Raw genomic sequence first — 21,313 nt, forward strand, 5'->3', positions numbered from 1 at the left:
CCTCAGCGCGTGCTCGTCATGATGCCGCCCTGCTGGAGCAGCGCGAAGAGGTCCACGAGCGCCTCCACCGGGAAGACGTACCCGTACTCCGCGTAGGCCGCGTCGCGGATGTCCGCCACGGAGCGACGGCCGTCCGCGTAGCTCACGATGGCATCCGGCAGTTGGTAGAAGCGCAGCTCGCCCTCCCCCTGCGCCCGCAGCGCCGACGCGGCATCCCGGAACGCGGCCCGCACCGCGTCCACCCGGGGCTGGTCCGCTGGAGCCACCTTGCCCGCCAGCTCATCGAAGGAGGCCAGCTCCTTGCCCTTCACCCGTCGCGGGACGAAGGCACGGGCGCGGCGCTCCGCCTCCGTCACAGCGGGCTCCTTGAGCGAGACACCTCGCGCCTTGCCATCCGCCTCCACGCGCTCCAGGGCCTGCTCCTCGGCGCGGTCCAGTTGCTTCGTCAGCGTCTTCACCGACGCGGCCGGCGCGCCCAACGGCTGGCACGAGCGCAAGGCCTCGCGCTCCCGCGCGTAGGCGGCGCGCACCACCGCGCGCGCGAGCCGGTAGGTGCCCGCGACCTGCTCGGCGGGCGCCGCGGCCAGGTCCTTGCGCGCCCGGAACTCGTCCTCCGCCACGCGCCGGGCGCCGTGCACCGACACCAGCCGCGCCAGCTCCAGGGCCCCCGGGCCCTCCGCCCAGGCGGCCACGGTGATGGAGGCCAGCCCCGCGAACGCCGCGCGGTGCAGCTGCGTGGGGTCCACGTTCTCCGGCCGGTCCCCGCTCGTGTGATACGCGTCGTCCGGCCAGGTGGAGAACGCCACGCCGGGTATGCCGTGGTCATTGAAGAGCTGGTGGTCCGAGCCCCGGCCATAGCGCTCCAGGTGCATGTCCATCGGCTCGCGCGAGCCGGTGACGGAGCCGATGCGGAAGTCCTTGCGGGACGGATACGTCACCGCGTTGAAGCGGTTCATGAACGCCACCGTGGACTCCGTCACCGCGTTCACGAAGCTGCCCAGCCAGTCCGGCGTGTACGACGCGGAGAAGCGCGAGTGCACCTTCGTCAGGCTCGCGCCGAGCATGTCGAAGTTGTAGTGCGCCACCCGCCGCACCGGCTCGGCGCCGTGGCGCTCGAACCACTCGCGCGTCCCCTCGAACTCCGGCAGCCACAGCACCCGCACGGTGCGCACCGGAGGCGGCAGCACGCCGTCCCGGATGAGCGTGGTGTACGTGCGCACCATCTCCAGCACCGTGGCCGCGCCCGAGGCGTTGTCATTGGCCCCCGGCTTGTAATGGTCCAGGTGCGCGGTGAGGACAATCTCCTCGTCCGAGCGCTGGCCGGGGATGACGCCGCTGACGACGGAGTAGTGCCCCGGCTTCGTCTCGGTGGCGATGCTCACGTCCACCTTCATCGGGCCCGTCAGGAGCTGCGCTCGCAGCTCGCGCGCCTGGCGGTCGGTGAGCATGAACAGGAAGGGCGCCGGCTGCCCCTCCGGCCGAATCCCCGGCGGCACCACCGCCCAGCCAATCTGGTCGGGGAAGTCCCCATCCATGCGATGCGGCTGGTTCCAGGGCGGCGTCGAGTACGAGGAGAGCACGCCCACCGCGCCGAGTTTCCCGACCGCCCGGCGCAGGACCGCGACGGGGTGCCCCCGCGTGAGCACCACCTTGCCCTGGAAGTCCTTGCCCGCGTAGTCCGAGTCCTGGTTGCCCTGCCCCACGTCGACCAACTCCAGCGCCTTGCCCTCGAAGCTGCCGCTGCGCAGCGCCAGCGCCATGGGCTGGTCCGCGTGAGACGTCACCTTGTAGCGGTGCGGCCCGGACACCCACAGCTCGCCCCGGGTGGCGCGCCACTGGGGCTCCTCCTTCATCGGCTCCACGCGCACGTCCTGCAGCCCCGCGGCCTTCGCGCTCGCGGCGACCCACTCCGCCGCCTGCCCGTAGCCCTCCGCGTTGTCCCGGGCCAGCAGCGACAGTCGCTGCACACCGTCATGGATGCGGTCCCCGGAGCTCTCCGAGATGAGGGCGCGCACCACGTCGTCCCTCAGCACCAGGCCCGTCGTGGGCGACACCGGCCCCACGGGAGACACCGGAAGCTGGGCGAAGGCGGGGAGCGACACGAGCACGGCGACGGACAGGAGCAGGCGATGGCGCATGGAGGTCTCGGTGCAGGCAACTCAGCATCCCCCTTCGCTCGAGTCCAACATCCATTGCCTGCGGACCGACAGGTGACAGTTCGGGATGAACCCGGTGTTCCAGGGAGTCCACACCCTGGAGACTCCATGATTCCCACGCGCATCTTCCTGCGCATCGCCGGCGTGCTCGCGCTGGGCGGACTGACGCATTGCACCCCCGCCGAGCCGGAGCGGGACGTCCCCGAGGTCACCGCGGCGGAGCCCACCGCGACCGCCGAGGCGGCGCTGAGCAGCTCCGCTCCCGGCAAGCGACTGTTCACCCACGCCTTTCCGAACACGAACGGACGCTCGTGCGCGACCTGTCACGTGCTCGACGACAGCACCGCGCTCAAGCCCGCGCACGTCCAGGCGCTGCATGCCTCCAACCCGCGGGACGTGCTCTTCCATCCCATCGACGCGGACGACCCGAACGCGGCGGTGCCCACGTACGAGCACCTGAAGAAGGGACTGGTCCGCGTCGTCCTGCCCCTTCCCGACAACATGGATGTCATCGACGCCCAGGGGCAGGTCATCACCCCCGCGGACAGGAAGGTCTTCGTCTGGCGAGGCGTGCCGAGCATCCAGGACGTGGCCCTCACCGGCCCCTTCTTCCAGCTCGACGGGCGTGAATCCAACCTGGAGGACCAGGCCCAGGCCGCCATCACCAGCCACAGCCAGGGTGGCGCCGTCCCCCGCTCACAGCTGCGCCAGCTGGCGAGCTTCCAGCGCGATGCGTTCACCTCGTCCCGCCCGCGCTTCGTCGCGAGCCTGCTCGACGCGGGCGTCCCGCTCTCGCGCATCCCGTCGCCCGAGGACTTCCTCTGGCTCACGCCCGCCGAGACGCGCGGACGCGAGGTCTTCAAGGTCGGCTGCGAGCCGTGCCACGGCAGCCCCACGCTGAGCCACATCTCCCAGCCGGCGATGCTGGAGCTCGCCTCCGGCTTCCCGGTGACGAAGCCCGACGGCAACGTCGTCTTCACGAACGTCCCGGGCACGGGCCCCGTCCCCGTGCAGGGCCAACGCCAGACACCCGACATCCTGAACATCGCCGTCGGAGGCTTCACGTACCTGGGACAGATTGGCCAGTTCCCCACGCTGTACAACGCCTCGCTGGAGCTGCCGCGCTACCGGTTCCGCTTCTACACGGACGGCACCCGGACGCGGCAGGTGACGGACCTGCCCCCCATCCCCGTCACCGCGAGCGGAGACCCGTACGACCCGAACCCCGCCGTGGACGAGAACGGAGCGCCCATCGTCGGCCCCAACCTCTTTCCCCAGGCCTTCACCACGGACCCCGGTCGCGCGCTCGTCACCGGCAACCCGCTGGACTTCGAGGCCTTCGACATCCCCACGCTCCGAGGGGCCGCGCGGACGGCGCCGTACTTCCACGACAACAGCATCGAGACGCTGAAGGGCGTGGTCGACCTCTACAGCCAGTTCGTCATCCCCTTCACGTCCGCGCTCGAGCTGCCTCCCGTGCATCCCCCGGAGCTCCCCGGCGCACCGCCCGAGTCGCTCAGCCCCGCCCAGAAGCAGGACCTGCTGCGCTTCCTCGAGCGGCTCTGAAGACAGACGTGAAGGAGACCAACCCGCCAGCGTAGTCCGGCGGGCCTCGTCGACCAACCTGTCGTTGCCCCGTGGAGGATGCTCCTCGGGGCATGGTCGTTCTTCGCTTCGCGTGGCTTGTAATCCCGCCCGCGCCCGCTTCCCCACGGGCGCGGGCGTCCACCCCGGACGTCGCCTCTCGACAGGAGCCTCACCCTCATGGCCCTCGAGTCACCCGCCGTCCGCGCCATCTTCGTTGGACTCATGCTGCTGGGCTTCGCCTGCTCGGACGACAAACCCAGACAGCCCGAGCCACCTCCTCCGCCTCCGCCGGTGGACCCGTGGGACGGCACCTATACGCCGCTGGTGGACCCCACGGACTGGGAGGACCCGGGCGAGTACGCGCCCTGCACCGCCACCGTCGCCCGCGGCACGACGTTCGACTGTGATTCGCCCGCGCTGTTCGACGTGTCGAAGTGCGACACGGCCTCGCTCGCCACCCTGGACCCGCAGGGCATCTACATGGTGGACCTGCGCAACCAGGACGCGTACCCGGACTTCGTCAGCGTGAGGGTGCCCCGGGGCGGTGGGGCGGGGACGATGGACGAGCGGCCCCTCACCCGACAGGAGCTGACGGGCCGCTTCCACTTCACCAGCCGCTTCGAGCTCGCGAACGCCCAGCGGCAGGTGGCGCTCCTGGGCTGTCAGGTCTCCCGCCCCGGCTATGTGACGGGCTGCTATGCCCGCTGCACCAACGGCAAGGTGGGCGGCACCGGGACCTTCGAGGCCGCGCGGATGACGTGGGGGCGGGGTGAGGCCGAGTCCTCGGGCGGGCTGCGGCTGCTCTCCGAGACCTTCGTGACGCCCGGACAGCCGGTGGATGTCTACGTCGACGGGCACCACGCCTATGTCGTGTCCGTCCCCTGGGGCTCCCGGACGCCGGGGGGCCTCACCGTCTTCGACATCCGCGACCGCGCCCGCCCCGTGCTGACGAAGAAGATATCCCTCCCCGGAGACTCCTACTGGAACGCGGCCTGGACGCGCGGTGACGCGCTCTACGTCGCGAGCAAGGACACGGGCGTCCTCGTCTTCGACATCACCGAGCGCGCCAACCCCACCTTCGTGCGCAACGTGCCCGGCGGCCCGCCCCTCAACGTCCACACGCTCTTCGTCGAGGGAGACCGGCTGTACGCGGTGTCACCCGGTCCCTCGGCCCACGGGGAGACGCTGCTGTTCGACATCTCCCGGCCGCTCGAGCCGACCCTGCTCAACCGCATCGTCGTGTCCGACACGACGTCCTACCTGCCCTCGGCGCACGACAGCTTCGCCTATCAGGACCGGCTCTACGTCAACCACTTCAGCTCGGGCTATGTCGTCTTCGACGTGAAGGACGCGATGAACCCGAAGGAGCTGGGCGCGTACACCTTCGCGTCGGACAACAGCACGTCGATGAGCCACGCGGGCGCGGTGGGGACGTTCGGCGGGAGGACCATCGCGTTCGAGGGCGGCGAATACCAGGGCACCCACCTGCGCGTGCTGGACGTCACCGACCCCACGAACATCCCGCTCATCGGCCGGTACAAGCTGCGCAACCAGACGTCCATCCACAACATGGTCCTCAAGGACAAGCGTCTGTACATCGCCTACTACCACGAGGGCCTGCGCGTGCTGGACGTCTCCATTCCTCCCCAGCCGAAGCAGATCGCCCACTTCAACACCTTCCGCGAGGACGACCCGGAGCGCACCGACAACCTGCTCGAGGGCGCCATCGGCATCCGCGTGCCGGGCGACGGCCACGTCTACGTGGTGGACACCGCGCGCGGCCTGCTCATCTTCAACGAGCCCTGAGCTAGCGCCGGAAGAACGACGCCTGCTGGAAGCGCAGGCCGGCGAGGACCTGCTCCACCCTCGCCTCGGACAGCGCGCCGATGCGCGCTCCGAGGCGGGACTTCTCCACCGACTCGATCTGCGACACCACGACGACGCTCTGGCGGGGGAGGCCGCCCTCGCCGGGCTCCAGCAGGACGTTGCCGGGCTCGGCGGCGCGGTGCAGGTTGGAGGTGAGCGCGCAGACCACCACCGTGGTGATTCGCGAGTGGTTGAAGACGTCCTCCTGCACCACCACGTACGGATGCGAGTAGGCCGGCGCGGGGCCTCGCGAGTCATCGGGCGCGAGCCAGTACAGGTCGCCCCGGTCGATTCGCGACGTGTCGGGGATGGTCGTCATGGCGCAAGTATCTCCCGCGAAGCCCGGAGGCATGACCAGACAGGAGGGCCGCCTTCGTAGTCCCCCTGCCGCGCCGAGTGGGCGCGGCGGAACCCATCAGAAGGTCCCCCTCATGTCAGGAGAAAAATCCGTGCGTGTCACATCCTCCCTCGCCTGCATCACCCGCTGGCTCGTGTTGAGCCTGAGCCTCTTCGGAGCGAAGGCCTTCGCCGGCTACGTGGCCGCTCCGGATGGCACCGTCCTGCTCGGAATCGAGACCTCGAACCGCTACTACGTGGCGGGCGGGGCGCGCTTCTTCATCCCGCCGGCGCAGCACAGCCTCTACTCGGGCCGCTCGTTGGTGCCCCTGCCCCAGGCCACCATCGACTCGTACACCGAGCTCCCCATGGACGGCACCCTCTTCCGTCAGATTGGGACCGCACCCATCTACGTCGTCGTGGGTCAGCATTTCTGGTGGATTCCCAACCCCACGGAGCTGGACGTCTGGGATGACTGGAAGGAGGTCCACAACATCCCGAACAGCAACTGGAACGACCGCTTCATCGACTACACCTACGTCAAGAGCCTCCTGGTGCAGGAGCGCACGACGAGTCAGATCTACCTGTTCGTCGCCGGTGCCAAGTACCTGCTCACCGACCCCGCGGACATCGCGTACTTCGGTGGCTACGGCAGCGTGAAGACGGTTCCGCTCGGCACGCTGGCGAGCGTCTCGAACGAGCCGTTCTGCGGCGCCGTGCTGCGTGAGCGCTCCAGCAGCACCCTCTACGCGGTGGGCTACATCAACAGCAGCACCCCCGGCCTGCGCAAGCACGCCACCTCCCATCCGACGCACGGCGTGGTCCCGGATGGGGCCCTCTCCGCGTTCCCCACCATGTCCTCCGGGCTCTCCTGCATCTGGTAGGTGAAGACTCTCGCGGGAGGGCCTGTTGCACGGGCCCTCTCGCGGTCTGAGGTGTTCACCCTGGACCCGAAGCGGCGGGCCCGTCGAGCGTGTACGGGTCCGGGAACGCGGCGCGGATCGCCGCGACGAGCTTGGGCTCGAGGTCTGACCGCGTCGTTTCCTCCATCCACCGGAAGGAGCTGTTCAGCCGCTGGAAGAGCCGCATGAAATAGAACGGGGACTGACCGTTCGTCGGCACGGCGCCGCTGCTCCAGCGACGAATCACGTGTGCCAGCTCCCGCATGGGTTCGAAGAACGACAGCGCGGTCGCCAGCTCGAGGCACTTCTCTTTTTCGCGTTGGGGGTGCAGCGCGACGAGCAGGTGCAGCATCGCCACCGGGTCGTCGCTGGCCCGCCATGCGGCCATGACCGTCTCCGGCGCGACGCCAAGCTCCTGCACCGAGCCCCAATCGCGGGCTCGGCTGGACACCTCGGCCATCAGGTCGGTGAGGGTTCGCCCCGGGGTCATCCGACGACGATACGGGATGGCGCGGGCGGGATGCATCCTGGAGCGCCGGCCGAGCAGGCTCCCACACGATTCGTCAGGGGCACGGCGGGCGCTTCAGTGCTAGTCCATGGGGCCATGTCCGGCGAATCACCCGTTCCGCCCCCTGGCGGCCAGCCCACCCTGCGCTTCCCCCCCGAGCTCCCCATCTCGAGCCGGGTGGAGGACATCACGAAGGCCATCTCCGCCCATCAGGTGGTCATCGTCGCGGGGGCCACCGGCTCGGGGAAGACGACGCAGCTGCCGAAGATACTGCTCGCCATGGGGCGTGGCCGCCCTCGGCAGATCGCCGTCACCCAGCCCCGGCGCATCGCCGCGACCAGCGTGGCGGCGCGCGTGGCGCGCGAGCTCGGCACGGAGCTGGGCACGGACGTCGGCTACCAGATCCGCTTCGAGGACCGCTCGTCCCGGAGCACGGCCGTGAAGTTCATGACCGACGGCGTCCTGCTCGCGCAGATCCACAGCGACCCGCTCCTGCGCCGCTACGACACCATCGTGCTCGACGAGGCCCACGAGCGCAGCCTCACCATCGACTTCCTGCTCGGGTGGCTCAAGCGCCTCCTGCCCCGGCGCCCCGACCTCAAGGTGGTGGTGAGCTCGGCCACCATCGAGACCGAGCGCTTCTCGCAGTTCTTCGGCGGCGCTCCGGTCATCCAGGTGGAGGGCCGCACCTTCCCGGTGGACGTGCTCTACGAGCCGCCCCCCGAGGACGACGAGCTGGCGGACGCCGTCGCCGACTCGGTGGCGAACGTCCTCTCGCTCGACCCGGACGGGGACGTGCTCGTGTTCCTCCCGGGTGAGCGGGAGATTCGCGAGGCCGAGAGCGCGCTGAACGCGCGCAACCTCCGCGGCACGGTGGTGCAGCCCCTGTACTCGCGCCTGTCCGCCTCCGAGCAGTCGCGGGTCTTCGCCTCCATCCCCGAGCGCCGCGTCATCCTCGCCACCAACGTCGCGGAGACGTCCATCACCATCCCGGGAATCGTGTACGTCGTGGACACGGGGGTGGCGCGCCTGTCGCGCTACGACTCGCGCTCGGGCGTCACGCGGCTGCACATCGAGCCGGTCTCCCAGGCCAGCGCCGACCAGCGCAAGGGGCGCTGTGGCCGCGTGCGCGAGGGCATCTGCGTGCGCCTCTACGACGAGGCGAGCTTCACGTCGCGGCCCGCCTTCACCGACCCCGAAATCAAACGCACGGGACTGGCGGGGGTCATCCTGCGGATGAAGTCCCTGGGCCTGGGTGACGTCGAGGACTACCCCTTCCTCGACCCGCCCCAGCCGAAGGCCATCGCCGAGGGCTGGCGGGTGCTGGAGGAGCTCGGGGCCATCGAGGGCAAGGAGCGCGCGCTGACGCCCCTGGGGCACCAGCTCGCGCGCTTCCCGGTGGACCCGCGCATCGCGCGGATGATTCTCGCCGGCGCCGAGTACGGATGTCAGGACGAGGTGCTCATCGTCGCCGCGGCGCTCAACCTGCAGGACCCGCGTGAGCGGCCTCGGGAGCTGGCGCAGAAGGCGGACGCGCTGCACGCGCGCTTCCGTGACGAGCACTCGGACTTCACGGGGCTGCTCAAGCTGTGGGCCTTCATCCGCGAGGCGGACAGCCGCGGGACGTCCCATCTGCGGCGCGTGTGCCGGGACAACTTCCTGTCCTTCCTGCGGGTGCGCGAGTGGCGGGACGTCCAGCGTCAGCTGGAGGAGACGGTCCGCGACCTGCGCCTGCCGAAGAAGGGCAAGGGCGCGCCGGTGCGCGGGGACGTGCTGCACCAGGCGCTCCTCACCGGGCTCCTGTCGCGCATCGGCCAGTGGAATCCGGAGCAGCGACACTACACGGGCGCGAAGCAGACGCGCTTCATGGTGCACCCCTCGTCGGCGCTCGCGAAGAAGCCCCCGGCCTGGGTGATGGCGTTCGAGCTGGTGGAGACGTCCCAGCTGTTCGCGCGCACGGCGGCGAAGTTGGACCCGGAGTGGCTCTCGGAGGCGGCGCCGCACCTGCTCAAGCGCAGCTACTCCGAACCGCACTGGTCGGAGAAGTCCGCGCGCGCCGTCGTGAAGGAGAGCGCGACGCTGTTCGGGCTCCCGGTCTTCAAGGAGCGGCCCGTGGCCCTGGCGGGCATGGACCCCGAGCGGGCGCGCCTGATGTTCATCGAGCACGCCCTGGTGCGGGGCGAGTACCGCTCGCGAGGGGCGTTCCAGGAGAAGAACCGCCGGGTGCTCGAGCGCGTGGCGAGCCTGCGGGACAAGGCGCGCAAGAGCGAGCTGCTCGACAACGAGGCGCTGCTGACGTTCTTCGACAAGCGCCTGCCGGAGGATGTGACGGACGGCGCCGCCTTCGAGGTCTGGCGTCGCAAGGCAGAGGCGGCCGACCCTGACGTGCTCGTGCTCACGATGGAGGATGCACTCGCGTACGACCCGGGGCTGTCTCCGGCGAACTACCCGGATGCCATCAGTCTGCACGGCGCGTCCGTGCCGGTGACGTACACCTTCGACCCCTCGGCCGAGGACGATGGCATCACATTGAGTGTGCCGTTGCTGCTGCTCGCCCAGATGGTCCCGGGTGAACTGGACTGGACCATCCCTGGATGGCATCGGGAGAAGCTGACCGCCCTGCTCGAGCAGCTCCCCCGCGCCCAGCGCAAGCAGCTGGGGTCGTTGCCGGACCTGGTGGAACTGCTCGCGAAGGAGCTGGTGCCCTTCCGCGGGCCGTTGATTCCAGCGCTCTCTCGCGCGGTGTCCCGGCTGAGCGGCATGGACGTGCCCGAGGAGTCCTTCCGGGCGGAGGCCGTGTTGCCGTATCTGCGCCTGACGCTCCGGGTGATTGACGAGAAGGGGAAGGAACTCGCGCGGGGACGCGATGTCGACGCGCTGCTCAAGCAGTACGGAGGTCAAGCCCGGGCGGTGCTGCGCAGCACGGCGCCGACCTCGGATTGGGAGAAGAAGGGGCTGACGGCGTGGACGTTCGGGGAGCTGCCCTCCGTGGTCACCCGGCGGGTCGGTGGGCTCGAGGTCCGCAGCTATCCCGCGCTCGTCGACCGGGGGGCCACGGTGGACCTGGTGCTGCTGGAGACGTCCGCGGCCGCCGATGCGGCTTCGCGCACGGGGGTCCGGCGGCTCCTGATGCTCGCCGCGCGTGGGCACGTGGCCGTCAGCGCCTCGCGCATGCCGCAGCCCTTCCCGTCGCTGGACGGAGCACCGCCCGCGCGGGGCCAGGCCGAGGCGTTCAAGGCGCTCGTCCTCGCACGCGCAGTCGATGATGCGTTCAAGCTCGCGCCGGGCGCGCCGCTGCCTCGCACGAAGGCGGCGTTCGACACGCTGCTCCGGGAGGGCTCACCGCGCATCGAGCAGGAGGCACGGGACTGGGCGAACGCGGTCATCGTCACGTCTGGGGAGCTCGCGCAGACGCTCGCGGCGCTCAAGACGGCGTCCAAGGGGCCGAGCGGCGCGGCGGCCGTGCGGGACATCCGCTCGCAGCTCGCGCAGCTGTTCCCCGCGAAGCTCATCGAGTGGATCCCCTTCTCACGCTTGATGCACTACCCGCGCTATCTGCGCGCGGTGCAGGCGCGGCTGTCGCGTGCGGTGGCGAACCCGGGCAAGGACGCGGGGAAAGCCGCGCCGTTCACGCCCCTGTGGGAGACCTTCCTCACCAAGAGCGCCACCGTGCGCGACCAGGAGGCGGCGCAGGAGCTGCGGTGGGCGTTCGAGGAGCTCCGCGTGGCCATCTTCGCGCCGGAGGTGACGACGCCCGTGTCAGTGACAGTGGCGAAGGTCAGCGCGGCGCTCGCGGCGCTTCGATAGAACTGTTATAGGCCGCTCCGCTCGGCTGTATTCACCCGAGGGGGAAAACACCAAGATGTCGGAGCGGCATATTGAGATGTTCTGGCGTTGTTCGAGTTGCAACCACCGCAACCTCGGCCGCCACATGGTGTGCCAGCGCTGCAAGAACGCCAAGGACGGCAGCGAGCAGTACGAGATGCCGGAGGACACCGCCTCCGCCGTCACCGTGACGGACGAAGCGCTGCTCAGGATGGCCACCTCCGGCCCCAACTGGCGCTGCGCCTACTGCGAGAGCGACCAGCGCGCCCTCGACGGTGGCTGCAAGAACTGCGGCGCCTCCGCCGTCGATGGCACGAGCACCGCCGACTCCGTGCCGCCTCCTCCCGAGCTGCCCACCGGGAAGAGCAAGCCCCGCCGCATCGGCTGCTACATCCTCCTGGGCCTCGCGCTCTTCTGCTGCTGCCCCGCGATGATCGCCGGACAGAGCGGCTCGTCGTCCACGACGAAGGAAGCCGCCGCCGCCACCACCGCCGCCAAGGGCCCCGAGTGGACTCGCGCGCTCCAGGTCCAGGACGTCGCCTGGGAGCACACCGTGAGCGTGGAGCGCTACCGCCTGGTGGACGAGGAGGGCTTCGAGGAGGACCGACCGGAGGACGCCCTCCAGGTGAAGGCCCAGGGCAAGCGCCACCACCACGACGACCAGGTGCTCGACGGCTACCAGACCGTCTCCTACACGGAGCGCGTCCAGAAGGGCTTCACCACCGAGACCTACCGCGACAGGGAGGCCTGCGGCGAGGACTGCACCACCACGCCCGAGAAGTGCAAGGAGACCTGCACCAGCAACAAGAACGGCTTCGCCACCTGCAAGACGACCTGCACCGGCGGCGAGAAGCGCTGCAAGACGCGCTACTGCTCGGTGACGAAGACGCGCAAGGAGCCGCGCTACGTCGACGAGCGCCGCACGCGCAAGGAGCCGCGCTACCGCGGCGTGCCGCGCGACGCCACCTGGTTCACCTGGAAGGCGTGGCGTTGGACGCACGAGCGGGACGTGAAGGCCCAGGGCACCACCGTGCAGACGCGCTGGCCTACCGCCGCCGAGCTCAAGCCCGCCAAGGCCCTGTACTCTGGCGAGAAGGAGCGCGACACCCGCGAGGCGAAGTACACCGTGCGCTTCCACGGCGACGCCGGGCCCGCCATCACCTACGTCCCGGCCACGCTGGAGGAGTTCAAGCGCTACACACCGGGCAGCACGCACACCCTCCAGCAGGATGAGGGCAAGGTCTCCGTCGTCGCCCCGCCGACCCCCGCACCCGACGCCTCCACGAAGTAGCGATGCGGGGCTGCCCGGCACACCCCGGGCAGCCCTCGCCGCGAGGCCCTCGTCGGGGTCATCACCACCTCATGGCCCAATGCCTGTCACCGCACGCGCCTTGCCACGGCGCGCCATGAATTCGTGCGCTCATGCCGCACGACTTCACTGCGAGAGAAGCTAGTCTTCGGGACTCATCCTCGTGCAAGGAATCCCGAATGGCGACAGTCCGCTTCGACGTGCAAGGCCATGTGGCGCTCATCACCCTGGACAGGCCGGAGGCGCGCAACGCCATCGACGCGCAGATGGCCTATGAGCTGGCAGAGGCCTGGGAGCGGCTGCGTCGGGATGAACACCTGCGCGTGGGCATCGTCACCGGCGCGGGCGAGAAGGCCTTCAGCGCCGGCGCGGACCTGGTGAAGACCATTCCGCTGCTCTCCGGCGCGCGCAAGCCGCAGGACCGCTTCGAGGAGGCGCTCGTCGCAGACCGCAGCTTCGGGTGGAAGGCCATCCTGCGCGACTTCGACTGCGAGAAGCCCGTCATCGCAGCCATCAACGGCCACGCCGTGGCCGGCGGCATGGAGCTGGCCCAGGCCACCGACCTGCGCGTGGCCTGTCACGAGGCCTCGTTCGGCCTCCAGGAGGTGAAGTGGGGCCTGTTCCCCGCGGGCGGCTCCACGGTGCGGCTGCCCCGGCAGCTCCCCCAGGCCCACGCGATGGAGATGCTCCTCACCGGCGCGCTCATCCCCGCCTCCCGCGCCTTCGAGCTCGGCTTCCTCAACCGCGTCGTGTCGCGCGCGGAGCTGCTCCCCACCGCCTTCCAGCTCGCCGAGCAGATCGCCGCCAACGGCCCCGTCGCCGTGCGCCTCATCCGCCGCTCCGTGCGCGAGTGCCTGGGCCTGCCGCTCGAGGACGCCCTGCGCCGGGAGCTCGAAATCGCCGAGCCCATCTACCAGACGGAGGACGCCGTCGAGGGTCCCCGCGCCTTCCTGGAGAAGCGCCCCGCGCGCTTCGTCGGTCGCTGAGAGCCCCTGGAGCCCACACCCATGACAACGAACACTCCCTACCGTCCCCTCGCCATGCGCGGCCCCAGCGTGCGCGTCCAGTCCCGCCCGGATGGCTCGCTGCTGCTCGAGAGCGGCTACTCGTACACGGACGTCGAGCGCAGCATCGTCCACGTCCTCGCCCGACAGGCCCGCGCCATCCCCGACCGCGTCTTCCTGGCGCAGCGCGCGCCGGATGGCTCGTGGCGACAGCACACGTACGCGGACGTCCACCGGCAGGCGCGCGCCTTCGCCCAGGGCCTGCTCTCGCGCGCGCTGCCCGAGGGCCGCTCGGTGATGCTCCTCTCCGGCAGCTCCATCGAGTTCGCCGTGGTGATGCTCGGGGCCATGATGGCCCGCGTCCCCGTGGCCCCCATCAGCGTGCCCTTCTCGCTCTGGAGCGCGGACCACGGCAAGCTGCGCCACGCCTTCGCCGTGTGCCGGCCCGCAATCGTCTACACCGATGACGCGGACCGCTTCGCCAAGGCCCTCCAGTCCCTGGACCTCACCGATGTGGAGGTCGTCACCGCCACGGGCACTCCCACTGCGCCCCGTCACTCGCGGCTGTCCTCGTGGCTGGACACACAGCCCACGTCCGCCGTGGACGACTCCATCGAGCGCATCCACCACGACACCGTGGCCAAGTGGATGTTCACCTCCGGCTCCACCGCGCAGCCCCGCTGTGTGGCGCAGACTCAAGGGATGATGTGTCACCAGCTCGCGAGCTGGGCGGCGCTGGAGATGCCCGCCTCGGACCGCCCCGCGCCCGTCATCCTCGACTGGATGCCCTGGAGCCACGTGGGCGGCGGCAACATCGGCTTCAACCACAACCTCCTGCGCGGAGCCACCGTCTACCTCGACGAGGGCCGGCCCATGCCCGGCCTCTTCGAGAAGACCATCGCCAACATCAAGAGCGTGTCCCCCACGGAGTTCTCCTCCGTCCCCGTGGCGTTCCGCATGCTCGTGGACGCGCTGCGCACCGACGCCGAGCTGTGCCAGGCCTTCTTCCGCCGACTGGAGACGATGGCCTACGGCGGCGCCGCCCTGCCCACCCCCGTCGCCAACGAGCTGCAGGCGCTCGCGGTGAGGACGGTGGGCCACCGCATCCCCTTCACCACCATCTACGGCGCCACCGAGACCCAGTGCATCACCCAGGTGCACTGGACCACCGACGAGACGGGCCTGGTGGGCCTGCCCCTGCCCGGCGTGCAGCTCAAGCTGGTGCCCACCGATGACCGCCACGCCCTGCGCGTGAAGGGCCCCACGGTGACGCCGGGACACGACGCCGAGCCCACGGGACGACAGGGCTTCGACGAGGAGGGCTTCTACGAGCTGGGCGACGCGGTGCGCTTCCTGGACCCGGCGCGGCCCGAAGCGGGGCTCGTCTTCGCGGGCCGGCTGGCCGAGGACTTCAAGCTCAACACCGGCACCCGCGTGGCCGCGAGCGCCCTGAGGCAGCAGGTGCTGACCACCGCCGCGCCGCTGCTCTCCGACTGCGTCATCTGCGGGCTCGGGGAAGAGGCCGTCGGCGTCATGGCCTGGCTCAACCCCAACGCCATCACCGCCCTGCTCGGCCCCGCGCCGGCTGACACGCCGCCGCACGCGCGCGAGGACGTGCTGAACCGGCTGCGCGAGTCGCTCGAGGGCCACAACCGCGCCTTCCCGGGCTCGTCCCACGCCATCCGCCGGCTGCTGCTGGTGGCCGAGCCTCCGTCCTTCGACACGCACGAGCTGACGGACAAGGGCTCCATCAACCAGCGCGTCGTCCGGGAGAACCGCGCGGGCCTGGTGCGGGAGCTGTTCGCCTCCGAGCCCGGCGCTCGCGTGCTCGTCCTGGCGTGAGACACCGAGCCGGGGCCGGGTGCATACTCCCCCGGCCTCGGCCTCTCGCGGGCGTCAGCTGCCCACGGCCCTCGCGCCCAGGGGCAGGCCCTGGAGGAAGGTATCGAGCGGGGCGATGAGCGCCTTCATCCCCTCGGGCGACGTGGGCCAGTGGCCCTGCCCCGCCAGCTCCACGTACGCCTTGGGGATGTCCCCGAGCTGCTCGTACGTCTTGCGGCTGTACTTCATGGGGAACATCCGGTCCTGCCGGTCATGCATGACCAGGAACGGGAACCGCGCGGCGCCGAAGGGAACGCTCTTCCGGTAGTCGGACATCACGCTGACCATCGCCCTCAGCGTGCAGCTTCCCCCCACCAGTGGGTCCTTGCCGTACGCGTCGTTGAAGTCGGCCGAGTCCGACAGCCGCGAGTACTGGAGGAACGCCTTCACCGGCACGCGCACCTTCGGCATCAGCTTCGCGAGCCCCCGGAAGAGGCTCACCACCAGCGGCATGGCCTTGCCGGGGCTGAACTCCGTCTGGATGAACTCGCGGTCGCTCGGGTCCACGCAGGCGTACCAGGCCATGACGTCCACCGGCGTGCGCTCGGCGGCGAGATACGACGTCATGCCGCCGAAGCTCAGGCCGAAGGTGACGACGGGTCCCTTGAACTCCTGGCGCGCGCGCTGGATGACGTCCACCAGGTTCTTCACGTGCGCCTCGAGCGTGTAGTCGCCCAGGCCCTGACGGTCCAGGCCACAGCCCTCGAAGTCGAAGGTGATGACGTTGTAGCCCAGCTCGCGCAGCAGCAGCGCCGGGTAGGCGAAGAGCCGCCCGTAGGACACCGAGCCCGGCACCAGGATGATGACGGGCCGCTCGGGACTGGCTCCCGGGTAGATGTCCAGCGCGTGCGTGCGGTGCTGTCCGCGGTACGTGCTCTCGCGCACGTGCCGCGTCCACTGCCGCAGCGTCTCCTCGCCGCCGTACCAGCGCAGCAGGTAGTTCTTCCAGTACTCGGCCCCCGAATAGGGCAACGGGCCGCTCACGCCCGGGGCCTCGCGATGACCTCGAAGGGCTTCCAGATGTAGTCGATGACCTCCGTCACCTTGTAGCAAGCGCGCGGCTCGGCGGACTTGAAGAAGTTGGTCGCGAAGTCCTTGCAGGCCACCTGCTTGAGCGGCCAGCGGTAGCGCTCGATGACCACGCGGCGCACCACGCCGTCCGCGTTGACGGTGTAGGCGCGGTCCAGCGTGTTGGCGATGTCCTCGATTTCGGGGTCCACCGTCACCGGGGCGTGGTCATCCAGCTCGTAGCGCACGAAGCGGTCGCCGGTGCGCAGGTCCACGCGGTTGCCGGTGCGCGTGGTGACGCAGGACTCGATGACGATGTCGGTGAAGAGCTTCAGGCCCGTGCGCGCCATGAAGCTGGGCGAGCGCACCGCGGTGAAGTACAGGCCCTTGTCCTTCTTCTCCTCGTTGTACTCGGCGTCCTCCAGCAGCGTGCGGAAGAGGAACGCCTGATACGTGGGGCGCATGACGGGAGGCAGGAACTGGGGCCCCATGCGGTGCGGCGTCACGTTCACCAGGGACACGACGGACTTGCCGCCCACCGAGCGCACCTTCAACTGAGAGGGGATGTGCTGCTTCATCTCCTCCAGGTCCACGGTGAAGTGGACGATTTCGATGTCGTGCAGCTTGCCGGCGAGGGTGATGGGGAGGTCTTTGAGGCTCATGGTTTTTCCTTGGAGAGAGTGGAAGCGGGATGACGACTAGGACTTGAGCAGGGCCTGGAGCCGGGCATTGACCTCGTCCTCGGACATGGCGTCCACGTCCAGGGTGGGCTCGGCCGCGGTGGGCGAAGACTCGGCGGCGGGCGCGGCGCGCTTCACGCTCGCGAGCATCCGGTCCACGTGCGCGTCCAGGCTGAGGTCCTCGAAGAGCTGGGACATGGGCAGCGACACGCCCAGCTCCTTCTCGAGCACGTTCTTGAGCTGCAGGCCCGTGAAGGAGTCGAAGCCCAGCGAGATGAACGTCGAGTCGAACGCCACGGTGTCCTCCTTCGCGAGCTGGAGGACCTTGCGGATGCGCTCCTCGAGGAACGACTTGAGCTGCCCCCGGGCCTGCGCCGGGTCCGCGGACAGCGACAGGCCGCCCGTCGACTGCGTGGAGCGCACGGCGGCGGCGGTGCTGGCCGAGCGCGGCGCCTCGAGCGGGAAGCGGCCTTCCGCGTCCGCGTGGGCCACGATGTCCGCGTAGGCCTGCGGCGCGTCCAGGTAGCGCTGGTTCATGGAGAGCAGGACGTCGCGGCTGAGGAAGGGCTCCTTCTGGAGCGTGAGCACCAGGTACTGCGCGAGCCCCGTGCCCAGCAGCTTGCCCAGCATGTGCGGGCCCACGATGAAGGCGCTCTCGGCGGCGGTGATGTTCTGCTTGAGCCGCGCCATGGACGCGTCGTACTCGCGGTCATCGAAGAAGTTGCTGATTTCGCGGCTCAGGTCCACGCAGCCGATGATGCGCAGCCCCGCCTCGGCGAAGAGCTGCGCCCACTCCTTGCGCGGCAGCAGGTGCGCCTCGGACTCCTCGTGGCGCAGCGTCTCGTCCACCGTGGAGACGATGTCCGACGCGACCAACAGGCCTCCGTTGGCCAGGTGCCGCTGGATGTTGGCCAGCACGCCGCGCTTGTCCTCGATGTGATGGATGACCTGGAACGCCTGGATGAGCTCGTACTGGTCCGGGAACTCGTCCTTCGAGCTGTCGCGGTTGAACAGGCGCACGCGGTCCTGGAGGCCGCGCTCCTTCACCTTTTTGCCGCCCGCCTCCACCTGCGCGAGCGTGATGTTGTAGCCGTCCAGCTTGAGGTGGGCGTGGTTCTTCGCCAGGTCGATGAGGTCCGACGCGTAGCCGCACCCGATGTCGAGCACCCGCCGGATGGAGGAGAAGTCCACCGCGCGGTACGTGACGGAGCGCAGCTCGCGCAGCGCCTCGCCGTAGACGTGCTCGAAGTGGACGTGGTCGTCCTCGGGGAAGAGGTCGGGGTAGAAGACCTTGAGCCACGAGAAGCCCTTGGGCACCTCACGCAGCGGAGCCCAGTGCAGGTACAGCTCCTGGCCTCGCGTGTTGAAGCGCTCGAAGGAGCGGCCGAAGTCGGAGTACACGTCCGCCACGCCCACGCTGCCCAGCTCGCTCGAGGCCTGGAGCTGCGAGGCCACGCGGACCACGGACGACGAGGTGGACGGCGACGACACGCGCGGCTGGGGCACGGGCTCGGCGTGCCAGTGGCGACGCCGCTGGAACGGGTAGGTGGGCAGGGACACGGTGCGGCGCGCGTACGGCTTCTCGTACTCGCTCCACGCCACCTCCACCCCCTTCACGTACAGCGCCCCCAGCGCCTCCAGCGCCGTCTCCCACTCCCCCTTCCCCTTCCTCAAACTCGCCACCCACTCCAGCCCCTCCTCCTCCAGCGTCTGCCTCCCCATCCCCACCAACACCGGCGCAGGGCCCACCTCCAGGAAGATTCCCACCCCCTCCTTCCTCAGCGACTCCATCCCCTCCGCGAATCGCACCGCCTCCCTCACGTGCGTGCGCCAGTACTTCGCGCTCGCCACCTCTCCTCCCGCCTTCTTCCCGCTCACATTCGAAATCAGCACCCGCTTCGGCGCTTCCAGCTTCACCGCCCCCACCCGCGCCTCGAAGGCCTCCAGCATCGGCTCCATCTGCGGCGAGTGGAACGCGTGCGACACCTTCAGCTTCTTCGTCTTCGCGCCCTTCTCCCCCAGCCGACGCTCCGCCTCCTTCACTCCCTCCTTCAACCCCGCCACCACCCACTGCTTCGGCCCGTTTCGCGCCGCAATCGAGACGCTCTCCTCCAGCCCCTTCACCGCCTCCGCAATCCACTCCTCCGGTGCCTCCACCGCCACCATCTCCCCCTCCCCCCCCAGCGCCTGCATCAGCCGGCCTCGCTCCGCCACCAGCTTCAGCGCGTCCTCCATCCCCATCACTCCCGCCACCACCGCCGCCACGTACTCCCCCACGCTGTGCCCCAGCACCGCGTCCGCCTCCACTCCCCAACTCCTCCACATCCTCCACAGCGCGTACTCCACCGCGAACAGCGCCGGCTGCGTGTACCTCGTCTCGTCCAGCTCGCTGCCCTGGCCGAACATCACCTCCAGCAGCGGCTTCTCCAGCACCCCCTCCAGCACCTTCGCGCACTCCTCCAGCGCTTCCTTGAAGGCCGGCTGCGTCCGGTACAGCTCCTCTCCCATCCCCGCGTACTGGCTTCCCTGCCCCGTGAAGAGGAAGGCCACCTTCCTCTTCTCCTTCCCCACCGCCTGCCCCTTCACCACTCCGGCCACCGACTCTCCCGCCACGGTGCGTTCCAGCTTCGACTTCAGCTCCTCTGCTGAAGCGCCCACCACCGCGAGCCGCTGCTCCAGGTGCGTCCTTCCCACCGACGCCGTGAAGCACACGTCTCCCACCGCAGCCCCATCCAGCGCTCCCGCGTACTGCTTCGCCTGCTCCTCCAGCGCGCTCGGGCTTCGCGCGCTCAGCACCAACACGTGCTTCGGGCGCTCGACCACGTCCTGCTTCTGGACGGGCTCCGCCCTCGGGGGCGCCTCTTCCAGAATGACGTGCGCGTTCGTCCCGCTCAGACCGAAGGAGCTGACACCGGCGAGCCGGCGCGTCTGCTTGGGCTCCCACTGCGTCAGCTTCGTCGGTACCTCCACCGCCATCTGGTCCCAGCCGATGTGCGGGTTCGGCGTCTTGAAGTGCAGGTGCGGCGGCAACTGCTTGTTCTTCAGCGACAGCACCACCTTCATCACCGCCGCCACTCCCGCCGCCGACTCCAGGTGTCCCAGGTTCGTCTTCGCCGAGCCCAGCCACAGCGACTCTCCGCTCCGCCCCTCACCCAGCGCTCCCCACATCGCGTCCACTTCAATCGGGTCTCCCAGCGACGTCCCCGTCCCGTGCGCCTCCAGGTAGCTGACCTCCGTCGCCTTCACCCCTCCGTTCTCCAGCGCCTGGCGTATCACCGCCTGCTGCGCCATCCCGTTCGGCACCGTCAGCCCGCTGCTCGGACCGTCGTGGTTCACCGCCGTCCCGCGAATCACCGCCAGCACTTCGTTCCCGTCCGCAATCGCGTCCGACAGCCGCTTCAGCACCAGCACGCCGCAGCCCTCGCCGCGCGCATAACCATCCGCCGAGGCATCGAACGTCTTGCAGCGGCCCTCGGGAGACAGTGCGCCGCTGCTCGCCAGGTAGACGCTCACCTCCGGGGAGAGGATGAGGTTCACTCCGCCCGCGAGCGCCACGGGGCACTCGCCCAGGCGCAGGCTCTGGATGGCCAGGTGCATCGCCACCAGTGACGACGAGCACGCCGTGTCCACCGCCATGCTCGGGCCCTGGAAGCCCAGCGCGTACGACAGGCGGCCCGCGCTGAAGCACGCACCCTTCGCCGTGCCGAAGTACGGGTCCAGCTGCGACAGGTCCGCGTTCGCGAGCATGCGCTGGCTGTAGTCCGTGTTCATCACGCCCACGAAGACGCCCACGCGCTGCCGGCCCCGGCGCTCCACCGGATACCCCGCTCGCTCCAGCGCCTCCCAGCCGACCTCCAGCAACAGCCGCTGCTGCGGGTCCATCGCCGCCGCCTCGCGCGGGGAGATGCCGAAGAACTGGGCGTCGAACTGGTCCACGTCCTTCAGGAAGCCACCCCGGCGGGTGTTGATCTTCCCCGGCACCTGCGGCTTCGGGTCATAGAGCGCGTCCACGTCCCAGCGATTCGCCGGCACCTCCATCGTGGCGTCCACGCCGTCTCGCAACAGCTCCCAGTACGCCTCCGGCGTAGTGACGCCACCCGGGAAGCGGCACGCCATTCCGACGATGGCGATGGGCTCCGCTCGGGGCGTCGACTCGGCCTTCTCCAGCCGGGCCTCCAGCTTGCGAATCTTCACGAGCTGCTGCTGCACGATCTGCCGGTAGTTGATGTCCTCGGTCGTCATCTCGATATT

Annotated in this window: 13 protein-coding genes; 7 read left to right on the plus strand and 6 right to left on the minus strand. The window is 69.8% G+C overall.

The window, feature by feature from the left end; genetic code table 11:
- Positions 1–2: 2 nt before the first annotated feature.
- On the minus strand, positions 3–2,138 hold the full coding sequence (locus tag OWM54_RS10590) for a M28 family peptidase (protein ID WP_267697408.1): 2,136 nt from the start codon (positions 2,136–2,138) through the stop codon (positions 3–5).
- 126 nt (positions 2,139–2,264) lie between these two features.
- Here OWM54_RS10590 and OWM54_RS10595 point away from each other — a divergent pair, with 126 nt between their 5' ends.
- Together OWM54_RS10595 and OWM54_RS10600 are read left to right on the plus strand one after the other, a co-directional pair.
- Positions 2,265–3,722, plus strand: a complete 1,458-nt coding sequence (locus OWM54_RS10595) for a cytochrome-c peroxidase (protein ID WP_267697409.1) — start codon at positions 2,265–2,267, stop codon at positions 3,720–3,722.
- Between the two features lie 198 nt (positions 3,723–3,920).
- Complete coding sequence (locus tag OWM54_RS10600; RefSeq protein WP_267697410.1) at positions 3,921–5,549, plus strand: LVIVD repeat-containing protein; 1,629 nt, start codon at positions 3,921–3,923, stop codon at positions 5,547–5,549.
- A gap of 1 nt (position 5,550) precedes the next feature.
- Here the strand turns inward: OWM54_RS10600 and OWM54_RS10605 are convergent, their stop codons facing one another.
- Positions 5,551–5,928, minus strand: coding sequence for a type II toxin-antitoxin system PemK/MazF family toxin (locus OWM54_RS10605; protein ID WP_141331646.1), 378 nt, complete (start codon positions 5,926–5,928; stop codon positions 5,551–5,553).
- Between the two features lie 130 nt (positions 5,929–6,058).
- Here OWM54_RS10605 and OWM54_RS10610 point away from each other — a divergent pair, with 130 nt between their 5' ends.
- On the plus strand, positions 6,059–6,829 hold the full coding sequence (locus OWM54_RS10610; protein ID WP_267697411.1) for a hypothetical protein: 771 nt from the start codon (positions 6,059–6,061) through the stop codon (positions 6,827–6,829).
- A gap of 55 nt (positions 6,830–6,884) precedes the next feature.
- Here OWM54_RS10610 and OWM54_RS10615 read toward each other — a convergent pair whose 3' ends face one another.
- Positions 6,885–7,373 carry a hypothetical protein gene (locus OWM54_RS10615; RefSeq protein ID WP_267697412.1) on the minus strand — a complete coding sequence of 163 codons (489 nt, stop codon included), beginning with the start codon at positions 7,371–7,373 and terminating at the stop codon, positions 6,885–6,887.
- A 78-nt stretch (positions 7,374–7,451) separates the two neighbouring features.
- Here OWM54_RS10615 and hrpA point away from each other — a divergent pair, with 78 nt between their 5' ends.
- The 4 genes from hrpA to OWM54_RS10635 all read left to right on the plus strand — a co-directional run bounded on the left by hrpA (position 7,452) and on the right by OWM54_RS10635 (position 15,335).
- Positions 7,452–11,162 carry an ATP-dependent RNA helicase HrpA gene (hrpA, locus tag OWM54_RS10620; protein ID WP_267697413.1) on the plus strand — a complete coding sequence of 1,237 codons (3,711 nt, stop codon included), beginning with the start codon at positions 7,452–7,454 and terminating at the stop codon, positions 11,160–11,162.
- Positions 11,163–11,217: 55 nt separating this feature from the next.
- Positions 11,218–12,471 carry a hypothetical protein gene (locus OWM54_RS10625; RefSeq protein ID WP_267697414.1) on the plus strand — a complete coding sequence of 418 codons (1,254 nt, stop codon included), beginning with the start codon at positions 11,218–11,220 and terminating at the stop codon, positions 12,469–12,471.
- A gap of 197 nt (positions 12,472–12,668) precedes the next feature.
- Positions 12,669–13,475, plus strand: a complete 807-nt coding sequence (locus tag OWM54_RS10630; RefSeq protein WP_267697415.1) for an enoyl-CoA hydratase/isomerase family protein — start codon at positions 12,669–12,671, stop codon at positions 13,473–13,475.
- Positions 13,476–13,496: 21 nt separating this feature from the next.
- Positions 13,497–15,335, plus strand: a complete 1,839-nt coding sequence (locus tag OWM54_RS10635) for an AMP-binding protein (protein WP_267697416.1) — start codon at positions 13,497–13,499, stop codon at positions 15,333–15,335.
- A gap of 54 nt (positions 15,336–15,389) precedes the next feature.
- Here the strand turns inward: OWM54_RS10635 and OWM54_RS10640 are convergent, their stop codons facing one another.
- From OWM54_RS10640 to OWM54_RS10650, 3 genes are read right to left on the minus strand one after another with little or no spacing between them, the layout of a single operon-like run.
- Positions 15,390–16,358 carry an alpha/beta fold hydrolase gene (locus tag OWM54_RS10640; RefSeq protein ID WP_267697417.1) on the minus strand — a complete coding sequence of 323 codons (969 nt, stop codon included), beginning with the start codon at positions 16,356–16,358 and terminating at the stop codon, positions 15,390–15,392.
- Positions 16,355–17,044 (minus strand): DUF2071 domain-containing protein, encoded by a 690-nt coding sequence (locus tag OWM54_RS10645; protein WP_141332189.1) that lies wholly within the window; start codon positions 17,042–17,044, stop codon positions 16,355–16,357. Before OWM54_RS10645 ends, OWM54_RS10640 begins: the two co-directional genes overlap by 4 nt.
- Positions 17,045–17,080: 36 nt before the next feature.
- A complete protein-coding gene (locus OWM54_RS10650) occupies positions 17,081–21,304 on the minus strand; it encodes a type I polyketide synthase (protein ID WP_267697418.1) in 4,224 nt (1,407 codons plus the stop codon).
- Positions 21,305–21,313: the final 9 nt, after the last annotated feature.

Origin of the sequence: Myxococcus sp. MISCRS1 (genome assembly GCF_026626605.1) — a bacterium.
GTDB classification, from domain to species: domain Bacteria; phylum Myxococcota; class Myxococcia; order Myxococcales; family Myxococcaceae; genus Myxococcus; species Myxococcus fulvus.

What these genes read in the sequence shown, in the direction of transcription:
- hrpA (WP_267697413.1), top strand. Translation starts at nt 7,452, where the DNA reads ATGTCCGGCGAATCACCCGTTCCGCCCCCTGGCGGCCAGCCCACCCTG.
- OWM54_RS10605 (WP_141331646.1), bottom strand. Translation starts at nt 5,928, where the DNA reads ATGACGACCATCCCCGACACGTCGCGAATCGACCGGGGCGACCTGTAC.
- OWM54_RS10595 (WP_267697409.1), top strand. Translation starts at nt 2,265, where the DNA reads ATGATTCCCACGCGCATCTTCCTGCGCATCGCCGGCGTGCTCGCGCTG.
- OWM54_RS10650 (WP_267697418.1), bottom strand. Translation starts at nt 21,304, where the DNA reads ATGACGACCGAGGACATCAACTACCGGCAGATCGTGCAGCAGCAGCTC.
- OWM54_RS10615 (WP_267697412.1), bottom strand. Translation starts at nt 7,373, where the DNA reads ATGCATCCCGCCCGCGCCATCCCGTATCGTCGTCGGATGACCCCGGGG.
- OWM54_RS10590 (WP_267697408.1), bottom strand. Translation starts at nt 2,138, where the DNA reads ATGCGCCATCGCCTGCTCCTGTCCGTCGCCGTGCTCGTGTCGCTCCCC.
- OWM54_RS10645 (WP_141332189.1), bottom strand. Translation starts at nt 17,044, where the DNA reads ATGAGCCTCAAAGACCTCCCCATCACCCTCGCCGGCAAGCTGCACGAC.
- OWM54_RS10630 (WP_267697415.1), top strand. Translation starts at nt 12,669, where the DNA reads ATGGCGACAGTCCGCTTCGACGTGCAAGGCCATGTGGCGCTCATCACC.
- OWM54_RS10600 (WP_267697410.1), top strand. Translation starts at nt 3,921, where the DNA reads ATGGCCCTCGAGTCACCCGCCGTCCGCGCCATCTTCGTTGGACTCATG.
- OWM54_RS10625 (WP_267697414.1), top strand. Translation starts at nt 11,218, where the DNA reads ATGTCGGAGCGGCATATTGAGATGTTCTGGCGTTGTTCGAGTTGCAAC.
- OWM54_RS10635 (WP_267697416.1), top strand. Translation starts at nt 13,497, where the DNA reads ATGACAACGAACACTCCCTACCGTCCCCTCGCCATGCGCGGCCCCAGC.